The organism is Tenacibaculum bernardetii, assembly GCF_029125915.1.
Classification (GTDB): Bacteria; Bacteroidota; Bacteroidia; order Flavobacteriales; family Flavobacteriaceae; genus Polaribacter; species Polaribacter bernardetii.
Window position 1 is genome coordinate 100,393 of record NZ_JAQJCU010000005.1, and the last position, 16,955, is coordinate 117,347.

Genomic DNA, 16,955 nt, shown 5'->3' on the forward strand with positions numbered 1-16,955 from the left:
CTTTAATATTATATTTTAAAACCACACTATATAGGTGATTTTTATTTTATTATTTGTTCTATTTCTGTTATAAATCGCTCTGCAAGTGTGTCTGCATTTTCTTGACTTGTACTTTCAGTGTAAATTCTAACAATAGGTTCGGTATTCGATTTACGTAAGTGCACCCATTCTGTATCAAAATCAATTTTCACTCCATCAATTGTATTCACATCTTCGTCTTTATATTTAGAAGCCATTGTTTCTAAAATTTTATCAACATCGATTTGAGGTGTTAATTCTATTTTATTTTTACTCATAAAGTAACCAGGATAAGAATCTCTTAATTCTTTACAAGACATTTTTTTATGTGCTAAGTGCGATAAAAATAACGCAACACCAACTAATGAATCACGACCATAATGAGAAGCTGGGTAAATGATACCTCCATTTCCCTCGCCACCAATAACAGTATCGGTATCCTTCATCATTTGTACTACATTTACTTCTCCTACTGCAGAAGCAGTGTACGTGCCGCCATGTTTTTCGGTAACATCACGCAATGCTCTTGATGATGATAAGTTAGAAACCGTATTTCCGCCTCCTAATCTTCCTAATACATAATCTGCACAAGCTACTAAAGTATATTCTTCACCAAACATAGAACCGTCTTCAGATATTAATGCTAAACGATCAACATCAGGATCAACTACAATACCTAAATCAGCTTTTTTCTTAACTACTAGCTTAGAAATATCAGTTAAGTTCTCTTTTAAAGGTTCAGGGTTATGAGGAAATTGTCCGTTTGGCTCACAGTATAACTCTATACACTTAACGCCTAACTCTTTTAACAAAGCGGGAATAAAAATTCCTCCGGTAGAATTAACTCCGTCAACAACGACTTTAAACTTGGCTTTTTTAATTGCTTTTACATCAACTAAATCTAACTTTAAAACTTCTTTAATATGTTTTTTTAAGTATTTTTTATTTTTCTTGTAGGTACCTAAATCATCAACTTCAGCAAAAATAAAATCTTCACTATCTGCTAATCGTAAGATTTCTTCTCCATCAGCTCCATTTAAAAACTCACCCTTCTCATTTAATAGTTTTAAGGCATTCCATTGTTTCGGATTATGAGAAGCGGTTAAAATAATTCCTCCTTCTGCTTTTTCTAACGGAACAGCAACTTCAACGGTTGGTGTTGTAGATAATCCTAAATCAATTACATTAATACCTAAACCTACTAAAGTATTTGCTACTAAATTACTAATCATTTTACCAGAAATACGAGCATCTCTTCCTATAACAACTTTAATCTCCTTTGCACTCGGATTTCTTTTTTGAATAAATGCTCCGTATGCAGCAGCAAATTTTACAGCATCAACCGGAGTAAGGTTTTCACCAGTGTTTCCTCCTATTGTTCCTCTAATTCCTGATATAGATTTTATAAGTGTCATCTTTCTTTTTATTTTAATCACAAATATACTAGTATTTAAGAAAATACTAACACTTCAAAAGAGGTTTAACTGTAACATAAGTTACACATAGTACTAATTATGTTTTAATATTAAATTTGTGAAATAGTATATAAAACAAATAAAAACTCCTTAAACTAAATTTAAGAAGTTTTTATTTTAAATATGATGAGAATTTTATTAATCTACCACACTAGATGTTGTAGTAATAGTGTTATTTTCATCTATAGAAATTTTATATGTTCTACAAAATGCCATGGTAACTGTTTCTACTACTTCTGTTTTATCTTTTAGAACAATTGTATACTCAATTACACCTGCAGCATAGCTTACAGAATTAGATGACATACCTGGTTCTATATTATTAATATTTTCAGTATTACCTCCTGAAGTTTTAATTTGTACGCTCACATCATCTATTCCATTATTTATAACTCTTGCTGAAGGGTTTTGATTATCACAACCAGAACAACTATTTAAAGTTATAGCAAAAATAAATACTAATAAAGCACTTGTAACTTTTTTAAATAATTTCATAATATTCTTAATGTTTTATTTTAAGTAATATAGGCATAAAGTAATTTACCTATTATTATTATTATTATCTGTAAAGTTGGAAATAAAAAAAAACCACTACTTGCGTAGCGGTTTTAAAATTTATGATTTCAGGAGATTATTTTCCTTCCATTTTTCTTTTTAATTCAGCTAATCCACCAATATCCCCTAAAGTAGTTTTTTCTACGTCAGCAGCTTTTTTAGCAGCAGCCTTGATGTTTTTCTTTTCTTCTTCTTTGAAAAGAGAAGTATGAGAAACAACAATTCTACGGTATTCTTTACTAAATTCAGTAACGATGAACTTTACAGCATCACCTTTTTCTAATTTAGAACCGTCTTCTTTTTCTAAGAAACGAGTTGGAGCGAATGCTTCGATACCATCTGCAAATACTACAGTTGCACCTTTATCATTCTTCTCTTTAATAGAACCTTCGTGAGTAGATCCGATTGTATACGTAGCTTCATGAGCATCCCAAGGATTATCTTGAGTTTGCTTGTGACCTAAGTTTAACTTACGGTTTTCTACATCTAATTCTAATACTTGAACTTCTAATTTATCACCAACAGTTACAAAATCTGATGGGTGCTTAATTTTCTTAGTCCAAGATAAATCAGAGATATACACTAATCCGTCAATTCCCTCTTCTAATTCTACGAATACACCAAAGTTAGTGTAGTTACGCACAGTACCAGTATGAGTTGAGTTTACAGGATATTTAGTTGTAATATCTGTCCATGGATCTGGGTGTAATTGCTTCATACCTAAAGACATCTTACGATCTTCACGATCTAATGTTAAGATTTGAGCTTCTACTTCATCACCAACTTTTACGAAATCTTGCGCAGAACGTAAGTGTGTAGACCAAGACATTTCAGAAACGTGAATTAATCCTTCAACACCTTCTTCAACCTCTACGAATGCACCATAATCAGCTAAAACAACAACTTTACCTTTTACTTTATCACCTACTGCTAATTCAGTATTTAAAGCTTCCCAAGGATGAGCAGATAATTGTTTTAATCCTAATTGGATTCTAGATTTGTTATCATCAAAGTCTAAAATTACAACATTTAATTTCTGATCTAATTCAACAACCTCATTCGGGTGGTTGATACGAGACCAAGATAAATCAGTAATATGTACTAATCCGTCAACACCACCTAAATCAACAAAGACACCATAAGAAGTAATGTTTTTAACAACACCTTCTAATACTTGTCCTTTTTCTAATTGACCGATGATTTCTTTTTTCTGATCTTCTAAATCTGCTTCGATTAACGCTTTATGAGATACTACTACGTTCTTAAATTCGTGGTTGATTTTCACAACTTTGAATTCCATAGTTTTCTCTACATACTGATCGTAATCTCTAATAGGCTTCACGTCAATTTGAGAACCTGGTAAGAATGCTTCAATACCAAATACATCAACGATCATACCTCCACGAGTTCTACACTTAACAAAACCGTTAACGATTTCACCAGTTTCATGTGCATTATTAACACGTTCCCATGCTTTTATTACACGTGCTTTTTTGTGAGATAACACTAATTGACCAGAAGCATCTTCTCTTTTGTCAACTAATACCTCTACAGAATCACCAACAGCTAAACCTGGATTGTAACGGAATTCGTTTAAAGAAATTACTCCCTCTGACTTAGAGTTGATATCGATAATTGCATCTCTATCAGTAATTCTTGTAACTTTACCTTCAATTACATCACGTTCGTTTACAAAACCTACTGTACCTTCTAAGGCTTTTTCGAATTCTTGTAATTTAGATTCATCAACTTCATCAATACCTTCTTCGTATTTATGCCAGTTAAATGTTGCTAAAAATTCTGCTGGATTTACTGTAACTGCTTCTGCAGTTGTTTTTGTTTCTTCAGACATTCTGAATAATACTTTGTATCTTTTTGTTAGCCAGATTCTTAACAACACTAACGCCAAGAGAAATTTATATAAATTTTATTTTCTCGTTCCTTTTATAAATCTGTTATTGTAAAAAGGAGTGCAAATTTACGAAGTTTTATTTAAATAACCTATAAAGGTTTTGGTTTTAAGTAAGTTGACTAAAAATATTTCTACTCGTTTATAAAATACAATACAGGTGCTAAACTTTCTGTAGGACTTTCTTCCATAGGAGTATGCCCAACTTCTTTTAAGATTATTAAACTATTATTAGGTAAGTCTTTTTGAAATTGATACGCATTTTTTAAAGGAATTAAAAAATCTTCTGCTCCCCAAAGTATCAATGTTGGTTGCTTGATTGTTTTAATTTTTGCAGATGAACTTGCAGGTGATTTCATATTAAAACGATCTACAAAAGCCTGACGATTCCCCTCTCTTAAGGTAAGGTCAAAATAGCGATCGACTAAAGAATCAGTTACTTTAGATGTATTATAATATACATTCTCTACACTCGATTTCACTACAAAACGAGGCGTTATATACGTAAGTAGCTTGCTAAGAACAGGTGTTTGAGCTATTTTAAAAGCAAGAGGAACACTTTTAGATTCCATAGGATAACCAGCAGCATCAATTAAAATTAACTTTGATACCATCGATGGTTCTTTTACCGTAAAATTCCAAGCTATTTGTCCGCCTAAAGAATTACCTGCTATAATACATTTTTCGATAGCTAACTTTTTTAAAAACCTAGCTACAAAATTGGTGTAATTGGTCATCGAATAATTACGATCAGGAAATGGCCCTGTTAATCCGTATGCAGGAAGATCCATTCTTAATACTCTTTTTGTTTTCTTTAAAGTATCCGTCCAAGCATCAAAAGTGTGTAAACTTGATCCTGTACCGTGAATAAGTAAAATTGGAATTGAATCATTTTTATTTCCTTCATCACGGTAATGGATATCCATTCCGTTTACAGAAATAAACGAAGAAGCTTCGTTTACATATTTTTCTTTCAATTCTTTTAGCGGAATATCTCGATGCCCATATAAAAAGGTTATTCCTATAACAATCAATAAAATAAAGGTTAAAGCAATTTTAAGAATTTTGATAACGTATTTCATTGAGTAAATTTGGATGTTAGCCCAATTTTTTAATTAAAAATTTATTTTTTCGGAATTTGATCCATGGCATGCTCAGCGATTGCTGTAATTGACAATGACGGATTCACTCCCGGATTTGCTGAAATCATAGATCCATCAATAATATAAAGATCATTATAACCAAAAACTTGATTATTTTTATTGATAACACCTTCTGACGGATTTTCGCTCATTACCGCACCTCCCAAAACATGTGCTGTTGACGGAATTCCTGCCAAGGTTTCTAAGGCAAACGAAGTGCTTACGCCATTTACAGCCTTGCTATATTCTTCTACCAACTTGCGAGACTCCTTAATAAACGGAGTTGGTTTTTTACCTGTACTTACTGTTGAAGTCATCAATCCAAAAATATTTCTTTTAAATCGAAGTGTGCTATCTAAAGTTTGCATAAAAAGTAGTACTACCGTTTTCTTTGCCCAGCTATTAGCAAAATAAATTTTAAAATATTTAATAGGCGATTTTACTAAAGACACAAATATCATAGCGATACGAGCAAAAACATTTGTGTTTGTAACATATGGTAAATGCAAAAACTTCCATGCATTAGAACCTTCTGCATACCTAACAATTTCTAAATGAGAATTCTCATCAGTATCTAAAATACTACCAATTGCTACTCCTTTTGAATAATTCTTGTCTTTTTCGAGACTAGAAACACTTACCAAAGTTTCGTTATTTGTTCTTATATCTTGACCTAACCTGTCTGAAATATTAGGTAATGAATTCATTTTTAATTTTAGTAAAAGTTTAACTGTCCCCATCACTCCGCCTGAAAAAACAACACCTTTACTTTTAATTTTTCTTTTTTTAGTAAATAATTTAGTACTAGTTTTTATAGCTACTTTATAACCTGTATTTCCATCACTTAAAGTTGCAGGAATAACATCATAAACTTCGTTTTCTGCTATGATTTCTGTACCCAATTTTTGAGCTAGGTACAAGTAGTTTTTATCTAAAGTATTTTTAGAATTATTCCTACAGCCTGTCATACAAGCACCACAGAAATTACATCCTGTTCTTTCTGGACCTTTACCATTAAAATAAGGATCTTCTTTAGTTACATTTTCTTCGCCAAAATACACAGCAACATCCGGAGCGTCAAACTTATCCTCCATCCCTAATTTTTCGGCTACTTTTTTAAGACCTATATCTCCATCATAGAATTGCGGGTTTTTTGCTGCTCCAAGCATTCGCAATGCTTCTTTATAATAAGGTGCTAATTCGGTTTCCCAATCTTTTAAGTTACTCCAACTACCAGTTTTAAAAAAAGTTGATTTAGGAACAGGTAATGTATTAGCATAGACCAAAGAACCACCACCAACACCAGTACCCGATAATATTGCTACGTGTTTAAAAATGGATAATTTCATGATACCGAAAAAACGTAACCTTGGCATCCAAAGCCATTTCTTAAAATTCCAGTTTGTTTTAGGGAAATCTTTAGCTTTAAACCATTTTCCTTTCTCAACAACTAAAACCTTGTATCCTTTTTCTGATAATCGTAAAGCACTTACAGAACCACCAAAACCGCTACCAATTATTATATAATCGTATTCTTTCTCTAAACTCACTAATTTATATTTAAATATCTCTTATTTTACTTCAGATATTGTTAGAATGCCAAGTTATAAGATTTTATGATAAGAATCAAACTGTATTTTATTCAGTTATACATTTTATAAATAGGTAATGTAAAGTAAGTCTATTCTTTAGCTCCATGACTTTTTGCTATTTCTATCCAATGTTCAGAAATCCCTTTAGTATCAGCTCCTAAACCTCTAGATAAATGCAATGCTACTGCAATTAGTAGAACGGATGCTTCATGAAGTTCTTCTAATGTTTGTATAGCACCAAATTCTTCTTGTGCTTTTTGAAGTAATAATTCATTGTGTTTTTTTGCGAATGATATAGGATTTTCAGTATCAATAGTTATTTCAGGCACGATTAAACAATCTAACCACTCCTCACCTATTCTATTTGCTGATAATTCATGTGTTTCGATTCCTGTTTCTCTCCATAAAGCTAGTGTTTTAGTGTCTCCAGACACAGCTAAACCAGTATCTAAAAGTAATTCGAAGCCAATATCAGCAATATTTTGCATCACTATTAAATATTCATCTAAAGCTTTTTCAAATTTATCAGCTTTTTGACCTTTAAGATAATCACCAACACTCAATTTTGGTAAATCTAAAACTTCAGCACAATCTGTTAAGCAAGGGAATTGTTTTCCTTCATAAATATATGCTGCTTTATCAAATTGCACCTGGCGACCTAGCGGATATAAACGACAAGCCAAGGGACGACCTTCGTGAACGCTACATCCAGCATTATCTAAATATAAACTACACGCATGTTGCCCTTCTTTATCTTGTTTGCCATTAAAAAGCAGTTGAATTCCGCCAAATTTAGTATGTAAATCTCTAAACTCTTTCGGAGTTGTTTTTTTTTCTTTACTAAAACGAAACAATTCCCAAGGATTAAGCATTACATCTTTACCAAAACAACAAGTTCCCGATCGAGAACACGTAAGCGGTAATACACTATTAGTAGTAAGTTTGGTTATTTGCATTTTAAATTATGGTGATTTATATGTAACTACAATTCTTTAATTGTAACCTTAAAAAGGTTATCAAAAATATCGAATATCATTTGTGCCTCTTTTTTACGAACAGCAATAGTGTATTGGCAATCCATTTCTAATTTCTGTGCAATAATATTTAGGTTTCGCTCTTTTACAACGCGTTGTACCTTATTCATCATATCGTAATCAAAAGTTAATTGATACTGAATATCTATGGTTTTTTCTTTGATATTGGAAATCTCTAAAGCTAACTGAGCTGAAGTTCTATAAGCATTTATCAAACCTCCTACTCCTAATTTTGTACCACCGAAATAACGTACAGAAACAATTAAAATATTGGTAACATCAAAAGCTTGTATTTGTCCGTAAATAGGCATTCCGGCAGAATTACTAGGTTCACCATCATCATTAGCTCTAAAACGAATTGTTTCTGTGCCGAATTGCCAAGCATAACAAAAATGGCGTGCCGAATGGTGTTTCTTTTTTAAACTTTCTATAGCTTCTTTAACATCGTCTTCTGTAAAAACAGGAAAAGCATAGCCAAAAAACTTACTATTTCTGTCTTTAAATAATGTTTCTTCAGAAGCAACATCAATCGTTTTGTAGGTGTCTTTTATCTCAATCATTACGCCGAAGCTACTAATAAAATACTAATTACAGCCAATCCTATTCCTATCCAATTTTTTTTGATCAATTTTTCTTTAAAGAAAACCAATGCAAAAACAGTGGTTAAAATAACTATAGAAACATTGTTTATAGTGAATAAGGTTGAACTTTCTAATCCTTCGGTTTGTAATGCTTTTAATAAAAATTCCATCGAGTAATAATTCGGAATTCCTAAAACAATTCCGCCTAAAATATTTTTCCATTGAAATTTAAAATTCCCTTTTATGATTTGTACAATCATAAAAATACAGCCCAATAAAAATGCGCAACCAAAAATAGTGGCTAAAAACATAGGCACTTCTCCTTCTGACACATAAGTAGTTTCGGTATATTTTAAACCTGCATCTATACAACCTGAGCCTAAGAATAATAACAACGGATATATTAAATTTTTAAATTTTACTGGAGAAATATCACTTTTAGCAGAAGATAAATAAACAGCAATTAACGCCATTAAAATCCCTAAAATTTTTACAAAGCCAACACTTTCTTTATATATAAAAACTCCCGCTACAACAGGTATAACTACCGACATTTTACCAGCTACAGAAGCAACAGAAAGTCCGTTTTTTTGAGCCGTGATTCCCATCACATTAAATATTGCAATAAATAAAAATCCTAAACAAAAAGCACCTAAAAACCAAGGTTGTTGGGGTATTTGTGTAATTGACAAAGGAACATTTGATGTAAACAATCCAAAAGACAAAGCGATAATATAATTTACAACAATGGCTTGTGAGGTGTTTATTTTAAAAACATCAAAAAGTTTAAAAATTACAAATATTAAACTTGATACTAAAACACTTAAAACTAAATAAATCACACTAAAATTTCTTGTCTTTTTAACAAATTAACTACATCTTCTTTTCCTGGAATTAAATTCCAAACTTGCATTCCTAATTCTTTAGCTGCCTCAGTATTTTCTTTTAAGTCATCTACAAAAATAGTTTCTGATGCTTTTAAGTTATTTTCACTCAATACAAATTCATAAATATTTGCGTTTGGTTTCCTGAAGTTTATTTCATGCGATAAATAAAACTGCTCAAAGCAGCTTTTAAATTCATTATACAATTCAGTTCCCCAATTATTCTGAATCCAAGATATATGTAAATCGTTTGTATTACTTAATAAAAATAACCTGTATTTATTAGACCCTGCTAATTCTTTTAAAAAAGCTAATCTGCGTTTCGGAAAATCTAATAAAATAGCATTCCAAGCATTCACTAAACTTTCACGACTTAACTGCGGAAATTTAGTTTTATAAAAATTAACAAACTCATCCGTAGAAATTAAACCCATTTCATATTGATGATAAGTTACAATCATATCTTCAGAAATATTGGTTACGCCCAGTTTTGCTAATTCTTTATAAGTTGCTTCTTTATCTAAATTGATGAAGATGTCACCAAAATCGAAAACAATATTTTTAATCATTTATATATGTCTTTAATACATCATCTTCGATGTTTTCCTCTTTCTTTAATTCTCCTTTTATAACCGGAGCTACTACTCCACTTTTAAACGTTGTTTTTCCTATAAAAACTTTTGCTTCATCCCAAAGATTCGCATTTATAAAAGTTTGCAAAGTTAGTGTGCCTCCTTCAATAATTATAGATTGAATGTTATGCTTTTGCAATACATCACATATTTGTTCCGCTACGCGGGATGAAAAATCTAAGTGTTCGTATGAGATTGCTTCACCCTGTTCGCAATGACGAATATTTTCTTGTTTATCAAAAAGAACAATCGTTTTTACTTTCTCATCAAATACTGTGGCATTTTTAGGGATTCGTAAGTTTTTATCTATTACAATTCGAATCGGATTATTTCCCGACCAACTGCGTACTGTTAATGACGGATTGTCAGCAATTACAGTATTTGTACCAACTAAAATAGCATGTTCTTCACTTCGCCATTTATGAACTAGCTGTTTTGAGTATTCGTTAGAAATCCAAACTGGTTTAGCGTCATTGTGAAGCAAGTTTTTTTGCTGAGGCAATCTCTTTATCGATTTAGAGGTTACTTCGCTTTGCTCGTAATGACGAAACGGCGCCACAAAACCACCCGAAGTTTCGGCCCATTTTAATATTATATAAGGTCGTTTTTTATTCTGAACAGTAAAAAAACGTTTATGATGTTGTTTGCATTCTGCTTCTAAAACACCAACAATTACATTGATTCCTGCTTTTTTTAAACGCTCAATTCCTTTACCGGCAACCAAACTATTCGTGTCAACACAACCAATTACAACGTTAGATATTTTATGTTTTACGATTAAATCGGCACAAGGCGGTGTTTTACCAAAATGCGCACAAGGCTCTAAGGTTACGTAAATAGTTGCTTCTTTTAATAACTCTTTATTTACAACCGAATTTATGGCATTTACTTCTGCATGATTACCACCATAAATACTTGTATATCCTTCACCTATAATTTTATCATTACAAACAATAACGGCTCCAACTGACGGATTTGGACGTGCAGTACCAATACCATTTTTGGCTAATTGTAAACAACGTTGTATGTAATTTTCGTGCTTCAAAAAAACTAGAATTTTATTTTAATATCTTCTATTTTATCAATCGGATATACATCTGAAAAACCAAATATGGTATAACGTAAGTCTCCCTTAAACTGCACTTTTACGCTTTTATTTAAAATTGAATTAATCAAACCTCCTAAAATTCCGTTTTTAGTATCTCCAAATATCTTTTTAGCAGGAATTACAACTTGCAACGGAATATTAAATTCGTTGCGAGCGGGAACTTCAAACTCATCAGATGAAACCTGAGCCACTTCTTCGCCATTTACGATTACTTTAATTTCGTCTGTTGCTATTTTTCCACCAATATCATTGGGGTTTTTAAAGAAAGCTTTCGCTTGTAATCGAATTGTATCTGAAGAAATAGATAAAATTTTAATATTATCTATTTTTATAAATATTGGTTTCTCTTTTATAGAACAACTCACTATAAATAAAACAACTATAAAAAACCCCAATTTCTTCATCTCGATTCTTATTTTTTTAGGTAATTTGCAAAGCAAAAATAAGGTATTCCTATGACTCCTTCTGATTTTATTATCCGAGAAATTAAACCTAGTGACAATCAACAAATAGCGAGCGTTATTAGAACTGTTTTAACTGAATTTGGCGCACCTAAAGTTGGTACCGCTTATGAAGATAAAGCAACTGATGAGATGTTTGAAACGTATCAAAAAGAAAAAACAGCTTATTTTGTAATAGAACATCAAAATAAAATAGTTGGCGGTGTTGGTTTTGCTGGTTTACCTGATTTTGAAGAGACTATTTGTGAACTACAAAAAATGTATTTTTTGCCAATAGCAAGAGGAAAAGGTTTAGGAAGCAAGCTAATTAATTATTGTTTATCTAAAGCAAAAGAAGAAAAATATAAGCAATGTTATTTAGAAACCATGCCTTATATGGATGCTGCAAGAGCTTTGTATGCCAAAAACGGATTTGTTAATTTAGAGGCTCCTATGGGAAATACAGGTCATTTTTCTTGTAATGTTTGGATGTTAAAAGATTTAATTAAGGCTTAAAAATGATTTTAAAAGAATTCAAAACATATTTTACAGAAGAATTATCAGCAATATATCCGGAAACAGAAATAACTTCTTTTTTCTTTTTATTGATTGAAGAAAAATTGGGATTTCAACGAATTGATTCCGTTTTAAAAGCAGATTTTAATATTCCTTCGGATGTTTTAGCATTTTTTAATAAAGCGATAAAAAGATTACAAAAGGAAGAGCCTATTCAGTATATACTAGGAAATACCGAATTTTACGGATTGCCTTTTTTAGTGAATAAAAACACGTTAATTCCAAGACCAGAAACCGAAGAATTGGTAGAATGGATTATCAATGAAGTTACAAAGTTGGAAAGCAAAAATGTTGCAAAATCTTTGAATGTCACTTCGAGCGCAGTCGAGAAATCTTTAACCCTGTTAGATATTGGAACCGGAACTGGTTGTATTCCTATTTCATTAAAACAGCAGTTACCAAATGCAATAATTTCAGCGATTGATGTATCTAAAAAAGCTTTAATTACTGCCAAAGAAAATGCGAAACTAAATTCAGTTGAAATTGATTTTTTTGAAGTTGATATTTTAAAGACTGAAAACTTAAATGTTATTGCGAATAAAATGAAGCAATCTTTTACTAAGAATGAGATTACTTCGTCGCACACTTCTCAGCATGACGTAAAATTAGATATTATTATTTCCAATCCACCTTACGTACGAGAACTTGAAAAAGCAGAAATTAAAAATAATGTTTTAGAAAACGAACCACATTTAGCTTTATTTGTTGATGACAATAATCCGTTAATATTCTATGATAAAATAGCCGATTTAGCAAAGCTTCATTTATCAGAAAACGGATTCTTATTTTTTGAAATCAATCAATACTTAGGAAAAGAAACCGTAAAAATGTTAGAAGACAAAGGTTTTAATAACATTGAACTTAAAAAAGATTTCTCTGGCAACGACCGAATGATAAAAGCTAGTTTTTAAGCGCTAACATTGTTGTTTTTAATTTAGCAATTAATTCGTAAATCTCTTCTTCATTATAGCTTGCAAAACCAATTCTAATCGCATTGTGATTTGTATTTACAGCTTCATAGCGTGAATAATCGCCAATTTCTAATTGGTGTTTTAAAGCCTCTTTTGTAACTTGTTTCCACGAATATTTTTGATTTAAAATTGCCCAAACAGCCATCCCTCCTTTTGGTTTATCAAACTTAAAAAAGCTACCTAACTCTTTGTATAACAAACAACAAAACAAGTCTCTTCGCTGCTTATAAACTTTCATTACTTTTCTAATATGTCTATCTAAATCACCCGATTTTATAAAATCAGCAAATGTTAATTCTAACAACTCATCTCCTTGCCTATCCACTATTTTTCTGCGATTTGCAGCTTCATCTACAAACTCCTTAGACGCTATTAAATATCCAACTCTAAAAACAGGCGCCACCGTTTTACAAACCGAACCAATATAAATTACGTTTTTATTTACATCGTGACTTTTTAAAGGCAAAATTGGCGCATGATTGTAGTTAAAATCATAGTCATAATCATCTTCAATAATTGCAAAATTATATTGTTTTGAGAGATTTAATAAATGAATTCTTCTTTCAGCAGATAATGTTACCGTTGTTGGATGATGATGATGAGAAGTTACATATACCGCTTTAATTTGTTGCTTTTTACAAATAGTTTCAATCTCATCGGTTACAATTCCGTTTTCATCAACCAAAATAGTTATTACCATAGCTTTCTGACCAGAAAAAGTAGCATTTGCCGAAGCATAATTTGTTTCTCCAACTACAATAATATCTTGCTCTTTTAATAATAATTGAGATGATAACCAAATTCCCATCTGACTTCCGCGAGTTATTAAAACATTTTCTTTGGCTATTTGTAATCCTCTTGTTTCATTTAAATAAGTAACTAAAACTTCTCTTAATTTATCACTTCCGTAAACTGAGTTATACCCCAAATGTTTGTACACATTTTTTTTAGCTGCAATTCTTCTATAAGCTCTTACAATTTCATCTATTGGTGTTAATCTCCCGTCAGAAACACCGTCATTAAGAGATAGCATAGTTTCATCTTTCTTTTTAGAGAAATTTTGAAACGCATTATTTTTGTAGAAAGAAAAACCAGTTTGTGTTTCTTCAGCATTAAAACCTAATTTAGAAAACGCTGTTTGTTGCAATAAAGGTAAATTACTATGCACAAAAGTTCCTTTTTTAGCAATACTTTCTACCCAACCTTGTAACATTAACTCCTCATAACAAGCAACAACCGTTTTTCTATGCACGTTTAACAACTCCGCTAAACTTCTACTTCCTGGAAGTTTGGTTTTAGGTTTTAATTTTTGTTCTTTTATCAATTGAATAAACTTATTAGACAATTGTAAGTACAAAGATTGAGAACCTTTTCTATCTATCTTAAAACTGGTTTTATACGGAAACATCTGGACTACTTATTATATCTTTTCTGGATGATTATAACAATCCATAAATATATTATTTTTGAACAATAAAACATTAAAAAAATGACAAAACAAAACATACAATCGAATGAACATGATGCGTATTACAAAAGATATTTAGATAAAGTAGCAGATTCGATAGATTTAATGACAGGTTTTGAAGAAGACAAGAAAATGGTAATCGATTTTTTTTCATCTGTACCTAAAGATAAATTAGAGTACCGCTATCAACCTGAAAAATGGACAATCAAAGAGCTTTTACAACATATTATTGATACCGAACGCATCTTTATGTACCGTTTTTTACGAATTGCAAGAAAAGACACTACGGCTATGGCTGGATTCGATCAAGATATTTATATAGATCCATCAGGAGCAAACGATAAATCTATGGATGAATTATTGGAAGAGTTTACTGTTTCACGTATGTATTCTATGAATTTAATTAATAGTATTTCTGATGATAATTTAATCAATTTAGGAACCGCTAGTAACTCACCTGTATCTGCAAGAGCGTGTGCTTTTATTTTATTAGGGCACAGTGTTTGGCATATTGATATTATTAAAGAACGCTATTTATAATGTTAGAAATAAGACCTAGTTGCGAGCACTGCAACAAAGATTTACCTAGCAATTCTAGTGAAGCCATGATTTGCTCTTTCGAGTGTACTTATTGCAAAACATGCGCTATAGAGATATTCGAAAATGTGTGCCCTAGTTGTGCTGGTAATTTTGTAGAGCGTCCTATAAGAACATCAGAAATGATAGCAAAGTATCCTATTTCAACAAAAAGAATATATGATCCAAAAGATTTAGAAAAAGCGAAATTTAATGCTGATAAATTTAGAGAGATAAAACCTGAAAATAGATAATTGATGATTACGTTTAAATTAGCAACAACTTCAGATACTGAAGTTATAGCCTTATTAGGTAGAATTACTTATACAGAGTCTCATGGTCACTTTATAGACGATAAAAATGATTTATTAGCTTATTGTGCGAATGCTTTTTCTATCAAAAAAATAATAGAAGAATTAGAAGACAAAAATAATCTGTTTCATATCGCTTATGTAGATGATTTACCTGTCGGTTTTTCTAAAGTGGTATTAAATTATCCGTTTGAAGACAAAACAGCTAATAGTAGCGTAAGATTAGAAAGAATTTATATTTTAAATCAGTTTTTACCCTTAAAAATTGGGCAACCTTTTTTAGATTTTATTATTGATAAAATCAAAGAAAAAAATGCCACTGCAATATGGCTTTCTGTATATATTAAAAACGAAAGAGGTATTCGTTTTTACCATAGAAATGAGTTTAAAAAAATTGGTGAGTTAAATTTTATTGTTAATGGGAAAGAATACGAAAACTACGTTTTATCAAAAGAAATTTAAAATGGAATACGAACAATCAAAATTAAATAGAGTAAAGCGAGGAGCAAACAGAGCAACCTATGATGTAGATAAAATTAATGCTATTTTAGATGCAGGTTTTTTATGTTATGTTGGCTATATTTATGATGGTAATCCTATTACAATTCCGATGGCATACACCAGAAGAGATGATAAGATTTATATTCATGGTTCAACTGCGAACAGAATGTTATTATCGATATTAGAAAGTGGAAAAACCTCGATAACCGTTATGCATCTAGATGGACTGGTTTTAGCGCGTTCTGGCTTACATCATTCTGTAAATTATCGTTCCGTAACCCTTTTCGGAAGCTTAAATAAAGTTGAAAAAGATACTGAAAAAACGGAAATTTTAAAATGTATTGTAGATCAAATGGTTCCTAACCAATGGGGTTCTTTAAGGCCTATGCATCAAAAAGAATTAGATAGAACTTTAGTGTTAGAATTTACTATCGAAACCGCCTCAGCAAAAGTTAGAGATACTGGTGTAGTTGATGAACCTGAAGATTACGACTTACCAATTTGGGCGGGTATTGTACCTATAAAACAAGTTGCTGAATTTCCTATTTCTGACGATAAATTAAAAGAAGGTGTTGAAATTCCTAAACATGTGTTAGATTATTATCAACAAAATAAACAATAAGTTTGCTCTTTAATTTTCTAAAACCTTAATCCCCCAAAACATGTATTCAAAAAATATACTTTTTAATTTTATTTTCTTCCCTAATATTTATTTCATGTAGCGAAAGCTCTATAAATGATATTGATAGTACCGAGAACAACACAATTACTCAAGAAGTTCATAAATTAATAAATGAACACAGAAGTAGCATTGGTAAAAACACACTTATTTTTAATGATCAAATAGCAGACATAGCCTTAGAGCATACGCAATATATGATTGATAAAAACAAGATAAGTCACGATAACTTTGACACAAGGTTCATTGAAGTAAGAAATCTTGTGAATGCTATTGCCTTCGGAGAAAATGTTGCTTCGCGTCAAAGAAATGCTCAAGAAGTTGTTACAGGTTGGTTAAACAGTCCTGGTCATAGAGAAAATATTGAAGGAAATTATACTCATACAGGTATCGGAATTAAAAAAGATTCTAAGAATAATTATTATTTCACACAATTATTTTACACTAAATAAAGCACACAACACACATTACTACCTTTTTAATAATATCTATAATAAAATAAC

At 31.1% G+C, this 16,955-nt stretch carries 19 protein-coding genes; 7 read left to right on the top strand and 12 right to left on the bottom strand.

The window, feature by feature from the left end:
* Positions 1-41 precede the first annotated feature (41 nt).
* The 11 genes from glmM to P2G10_RS05785 all read right to left on the bottom strand — a co-directional run bounded on the left by glmM (position 42) and on the right by P2G10_RS05785 (position 11,334).
* Positions 42-1,433 (bottom strand): phosphoglucosamine mutase, encoded by a 1,392-nt coding sequence (glmM, locus tag P2G10_RS05735; RefSeq protein WP_275315604.1) that lies wholly within the window; start codon positions 1,431-1,433, stop codon positions 42-44.
* Positions 1,434-1,631: 198 nt separating this feature from the next.
* A complete protein-coding gene (locus tag P2G10_RS05740) occupies positions 1,632-1,988 on the bottom strand; it encodes a hypothetical protein (RefSeq protein WP_275315605.1) in 357 nt (118 codons plus the stop codon).
* A 136-nt stretch (positions 1,989-2,124) separates the two neighbouring features.
* Positions 2,125-3,900 carry a 30S ribosomal protein S1 gene (gene rpsA / locus P2G10_RS05745; RefSeq protein ID WP_218772493.1) on the bottom strand — a complete coding sequence of 592 codons (1,776 nt, stop codon included), beginning with the start codon at positions 3,898-3,900 and terminating at the stop codon, positions 2,125-2,127.
* 191 nt (positions 3,901-4,091) lie between these two features.
* Positions 4,092-5,039 (bottom strand): alpha/beta fold hydrolase, encoded by a 948-nt coding sequence (locus tag P2G10_RS05750; RefSeq protein ID WP_275315606.1) that lies wholly within the window; start codon positions 5,037-5,039, stop codon positions 4,092-4,094.
* Between the two features lie 41 nt (positions 5,040-5,080).
* On the bottom strand, positions 5,081-6,649 hold the full coding sequence (locus P2G10_RS05755) for a GMC oxidoreductase (RefSeq protein ID WP_275315607.1): 1,569 nt from the start codon (positions 6,647-6,649) through the stop codon (positions 5,081-5,083).
* 131 nt (positions 6,650-6,780) lie between these two features.
* Positions 6,781-7,647 (bottom strand): YkgJ family cysteine cluster protein, encoded by an 867-nt coding sequence (locus P2G10_RS05760; protein ID WP_275315608.1) that lies wholly within the window; start codon positions 7,645-7,647, stop codon positions 6,781-6,783.
* A gap of 26 nt (positions 7,648-7,673) precedes the next feature.
* Positions 7,674-8,285 carry an IMPACT family protein gene (locus P2G10_RS05765; RefSeq protein ID WP_275315610.1) on the bottom strand — a complete coding sequence of 204 codons (612 nt, stop codon included), beginning with the start codon at positions 8,283-8,285 and terminating at the stop codon, positions 7,674-7,676.
* The gene (locus P2G10_RS05770) at positions 8,285-9,148 is read right to left on the bottom strand and encodes an EamA family transporter (protein ID WP_275315611.1); all 864 of its coding nucleotides are present in this window, start codon (positions 9,146-9,148) and stop codon (positions 8,285-8,287) included. Before P2G10_RS05770 ends, P2G10_RS05765 begins: the two co-directional genes overlap by 1 nt.
* Positions 9,145-9,759: an HAD-IA family hydrolase gene (locus P2G10_RS05775; RefSeq protein ID WP_275315612.1), complete on the bottom strand. Its 615-nt coding sequence runs from the start codon at positions 9,757-9,759 to the stop codon at positions 9,145-9,147. Before P2G10_RS05775 ends, P2G10_RS05770 begins: the two co-directional genes overlap by 4 nt.
* The gene (ribD, locus tag P2G10_RS05780; protein ID WP_275315613.1) at positions 9,752-10,867 is read right to left on the bottom strand and encodes a bifunctional diaminohydroxyphosphoribosylaminopyrimidine deaminase/5-amino-6-(5-phosphoribosylamino)uracil reductase RibD; all 1,116 of its coding nucleotides are present in this window, start codon (positions 10,865-10,867) and stop codon (positions 9,752-9,754) included. Before ribD ends, P2G10_RS05775 begins: the two co-directional genes overlap by 8 nt.
* A 5-nt stretch (positions 10,868-10,872) precedes the next feature.
* Positions 10,873-11,334: an LEA/WHy family protein gene (locus P2G10_RS05785; protein WP_218772485.1), complete on the bottom strand. Its 462-nt coding sequence runs from the start codon at positions 11,332-11,334 to the stop codon at positions 10,873-10,875.
* Between the two features lie 51 nt (positions 11,335-11,385).
* Between P2G10_RS05785 and P2G10_RS05790 the strand changes: the two genes are divergently transcribed.
* Both P2G10_RS05790 and prmC read left to right on the top strand, forming a co-directional pair.
* Positions 11,386-11,886 (top strand): GNAT family N-acetyltransferase, encoded by a 501-nt coding sequence (locus P2G10_RS05790; RefSeq protein ID WP_218772484.1) that lies wholly within the window; start codon positions 11,386-11,388, stop codon positions 11,884-11,886.
* 2 nt (positions 11,887-11,888) lie between these two features.
* Entirely contained in the window at positions 11,889-12,857 is a 969-nt protein-coding gene (gene prmC / locus P2G10_RS05795; protein ID WP_275315614.1) for a peptide chain release factor N(5)-glutamine methyltransferase, read from the top strand.
* On the opposite strand, the gene pdxR is transcribed toward prmC, so the two are convergent.
* Positions 12,847-14,325 (bottom strand): MocR-like pyridoxine biosynthesis transcription factor PdxR, encoded by a 1,479-nt coding sequence (pdxR, locus tag P2G10_RS05800; RefSeq protein WP_275315615.1) that lies wholly within the window; start codon positions 14,323-14,325, stop codon positions 12,847-12,849. The two genes, prmC and pdxR, sit on opposite strands and share 11 nt — an antisense overlap.
* Positions 14,326-14,406: 81 nt before the next feature.
* Between pdxR and P2G10_RS05805 the strand changes: the two genes are divergently transcribed.
* The 5 genes from P2G10_RS05805 (at position 14,407) to P2G10_RS05825 (ending at position 16,904) form a co-directional block, all read left to right on the top strand.
* Positions 14,407-14,925, top strand: a complete 519-nt coding sequence (locus P2G10_RS05805) for a DinB family protein (RefSeq protein WP_218772481.1) — start codon at positions 14,407-14,409, stop codon at positions 14,923-14,925.
* Positions 14,925-15,215: a DUF1272 domain-containing protein gene (locus P2G10_RS05810; protein WP_275315616.1), complete on the top strand. Its 291-nt coding sequence runs from the start codon at positions 14,925-14,927 to the stop codon at positions 15,213-15,215. The genes P2G10_RS05805 and P2G10_RS05810 overlap by 1 nt, the downstream gene beginning before the upstream one ends.
* Positions 15,216-15,218: 3 nt before the next feature.
* Positions 15,219-15,734: a GNAT family N-acetyltransferase gene (locus P2G10_RS05815; RefSeq protein WP_275315617.1), complete on the top strand. Its 516-nt coding sequence runs from the start codon at positions 15,219-15,221 to the stop codon at positions 15,732-15,734.
* The gene (locus P2G10_RS05820) at positions 15,691-16,395 is read left to right on the top strand and encodes a pyridoxamine 5'-phosphate oxidase family protein (RefSeq protein ID WP_275315618.1); all 705 of its coding nucleotides are present in this window, start codon (positions 15,691-15,693) and stop codon (positions 16,393-16,395) included. Before P2G10_RS05815 ends, P2G10_RS05820 begins: the two co-directional genes overlap by 44 nt.
* Positions 16,396-16,562: 167 nt before the next feature.
* Positions 16,563-16,904, top strand: coding sequence for a CAP domain-containing protein (locus tag P2G10_RS05825; protein WP_275315699.1), 342 nt, complete (start codon positions 16,563-16,565; stop codon positions 16,902-16,904).
* The last annotated feature ends 51 nt before the right edge of the window (positions 16,905-16,955 follow it).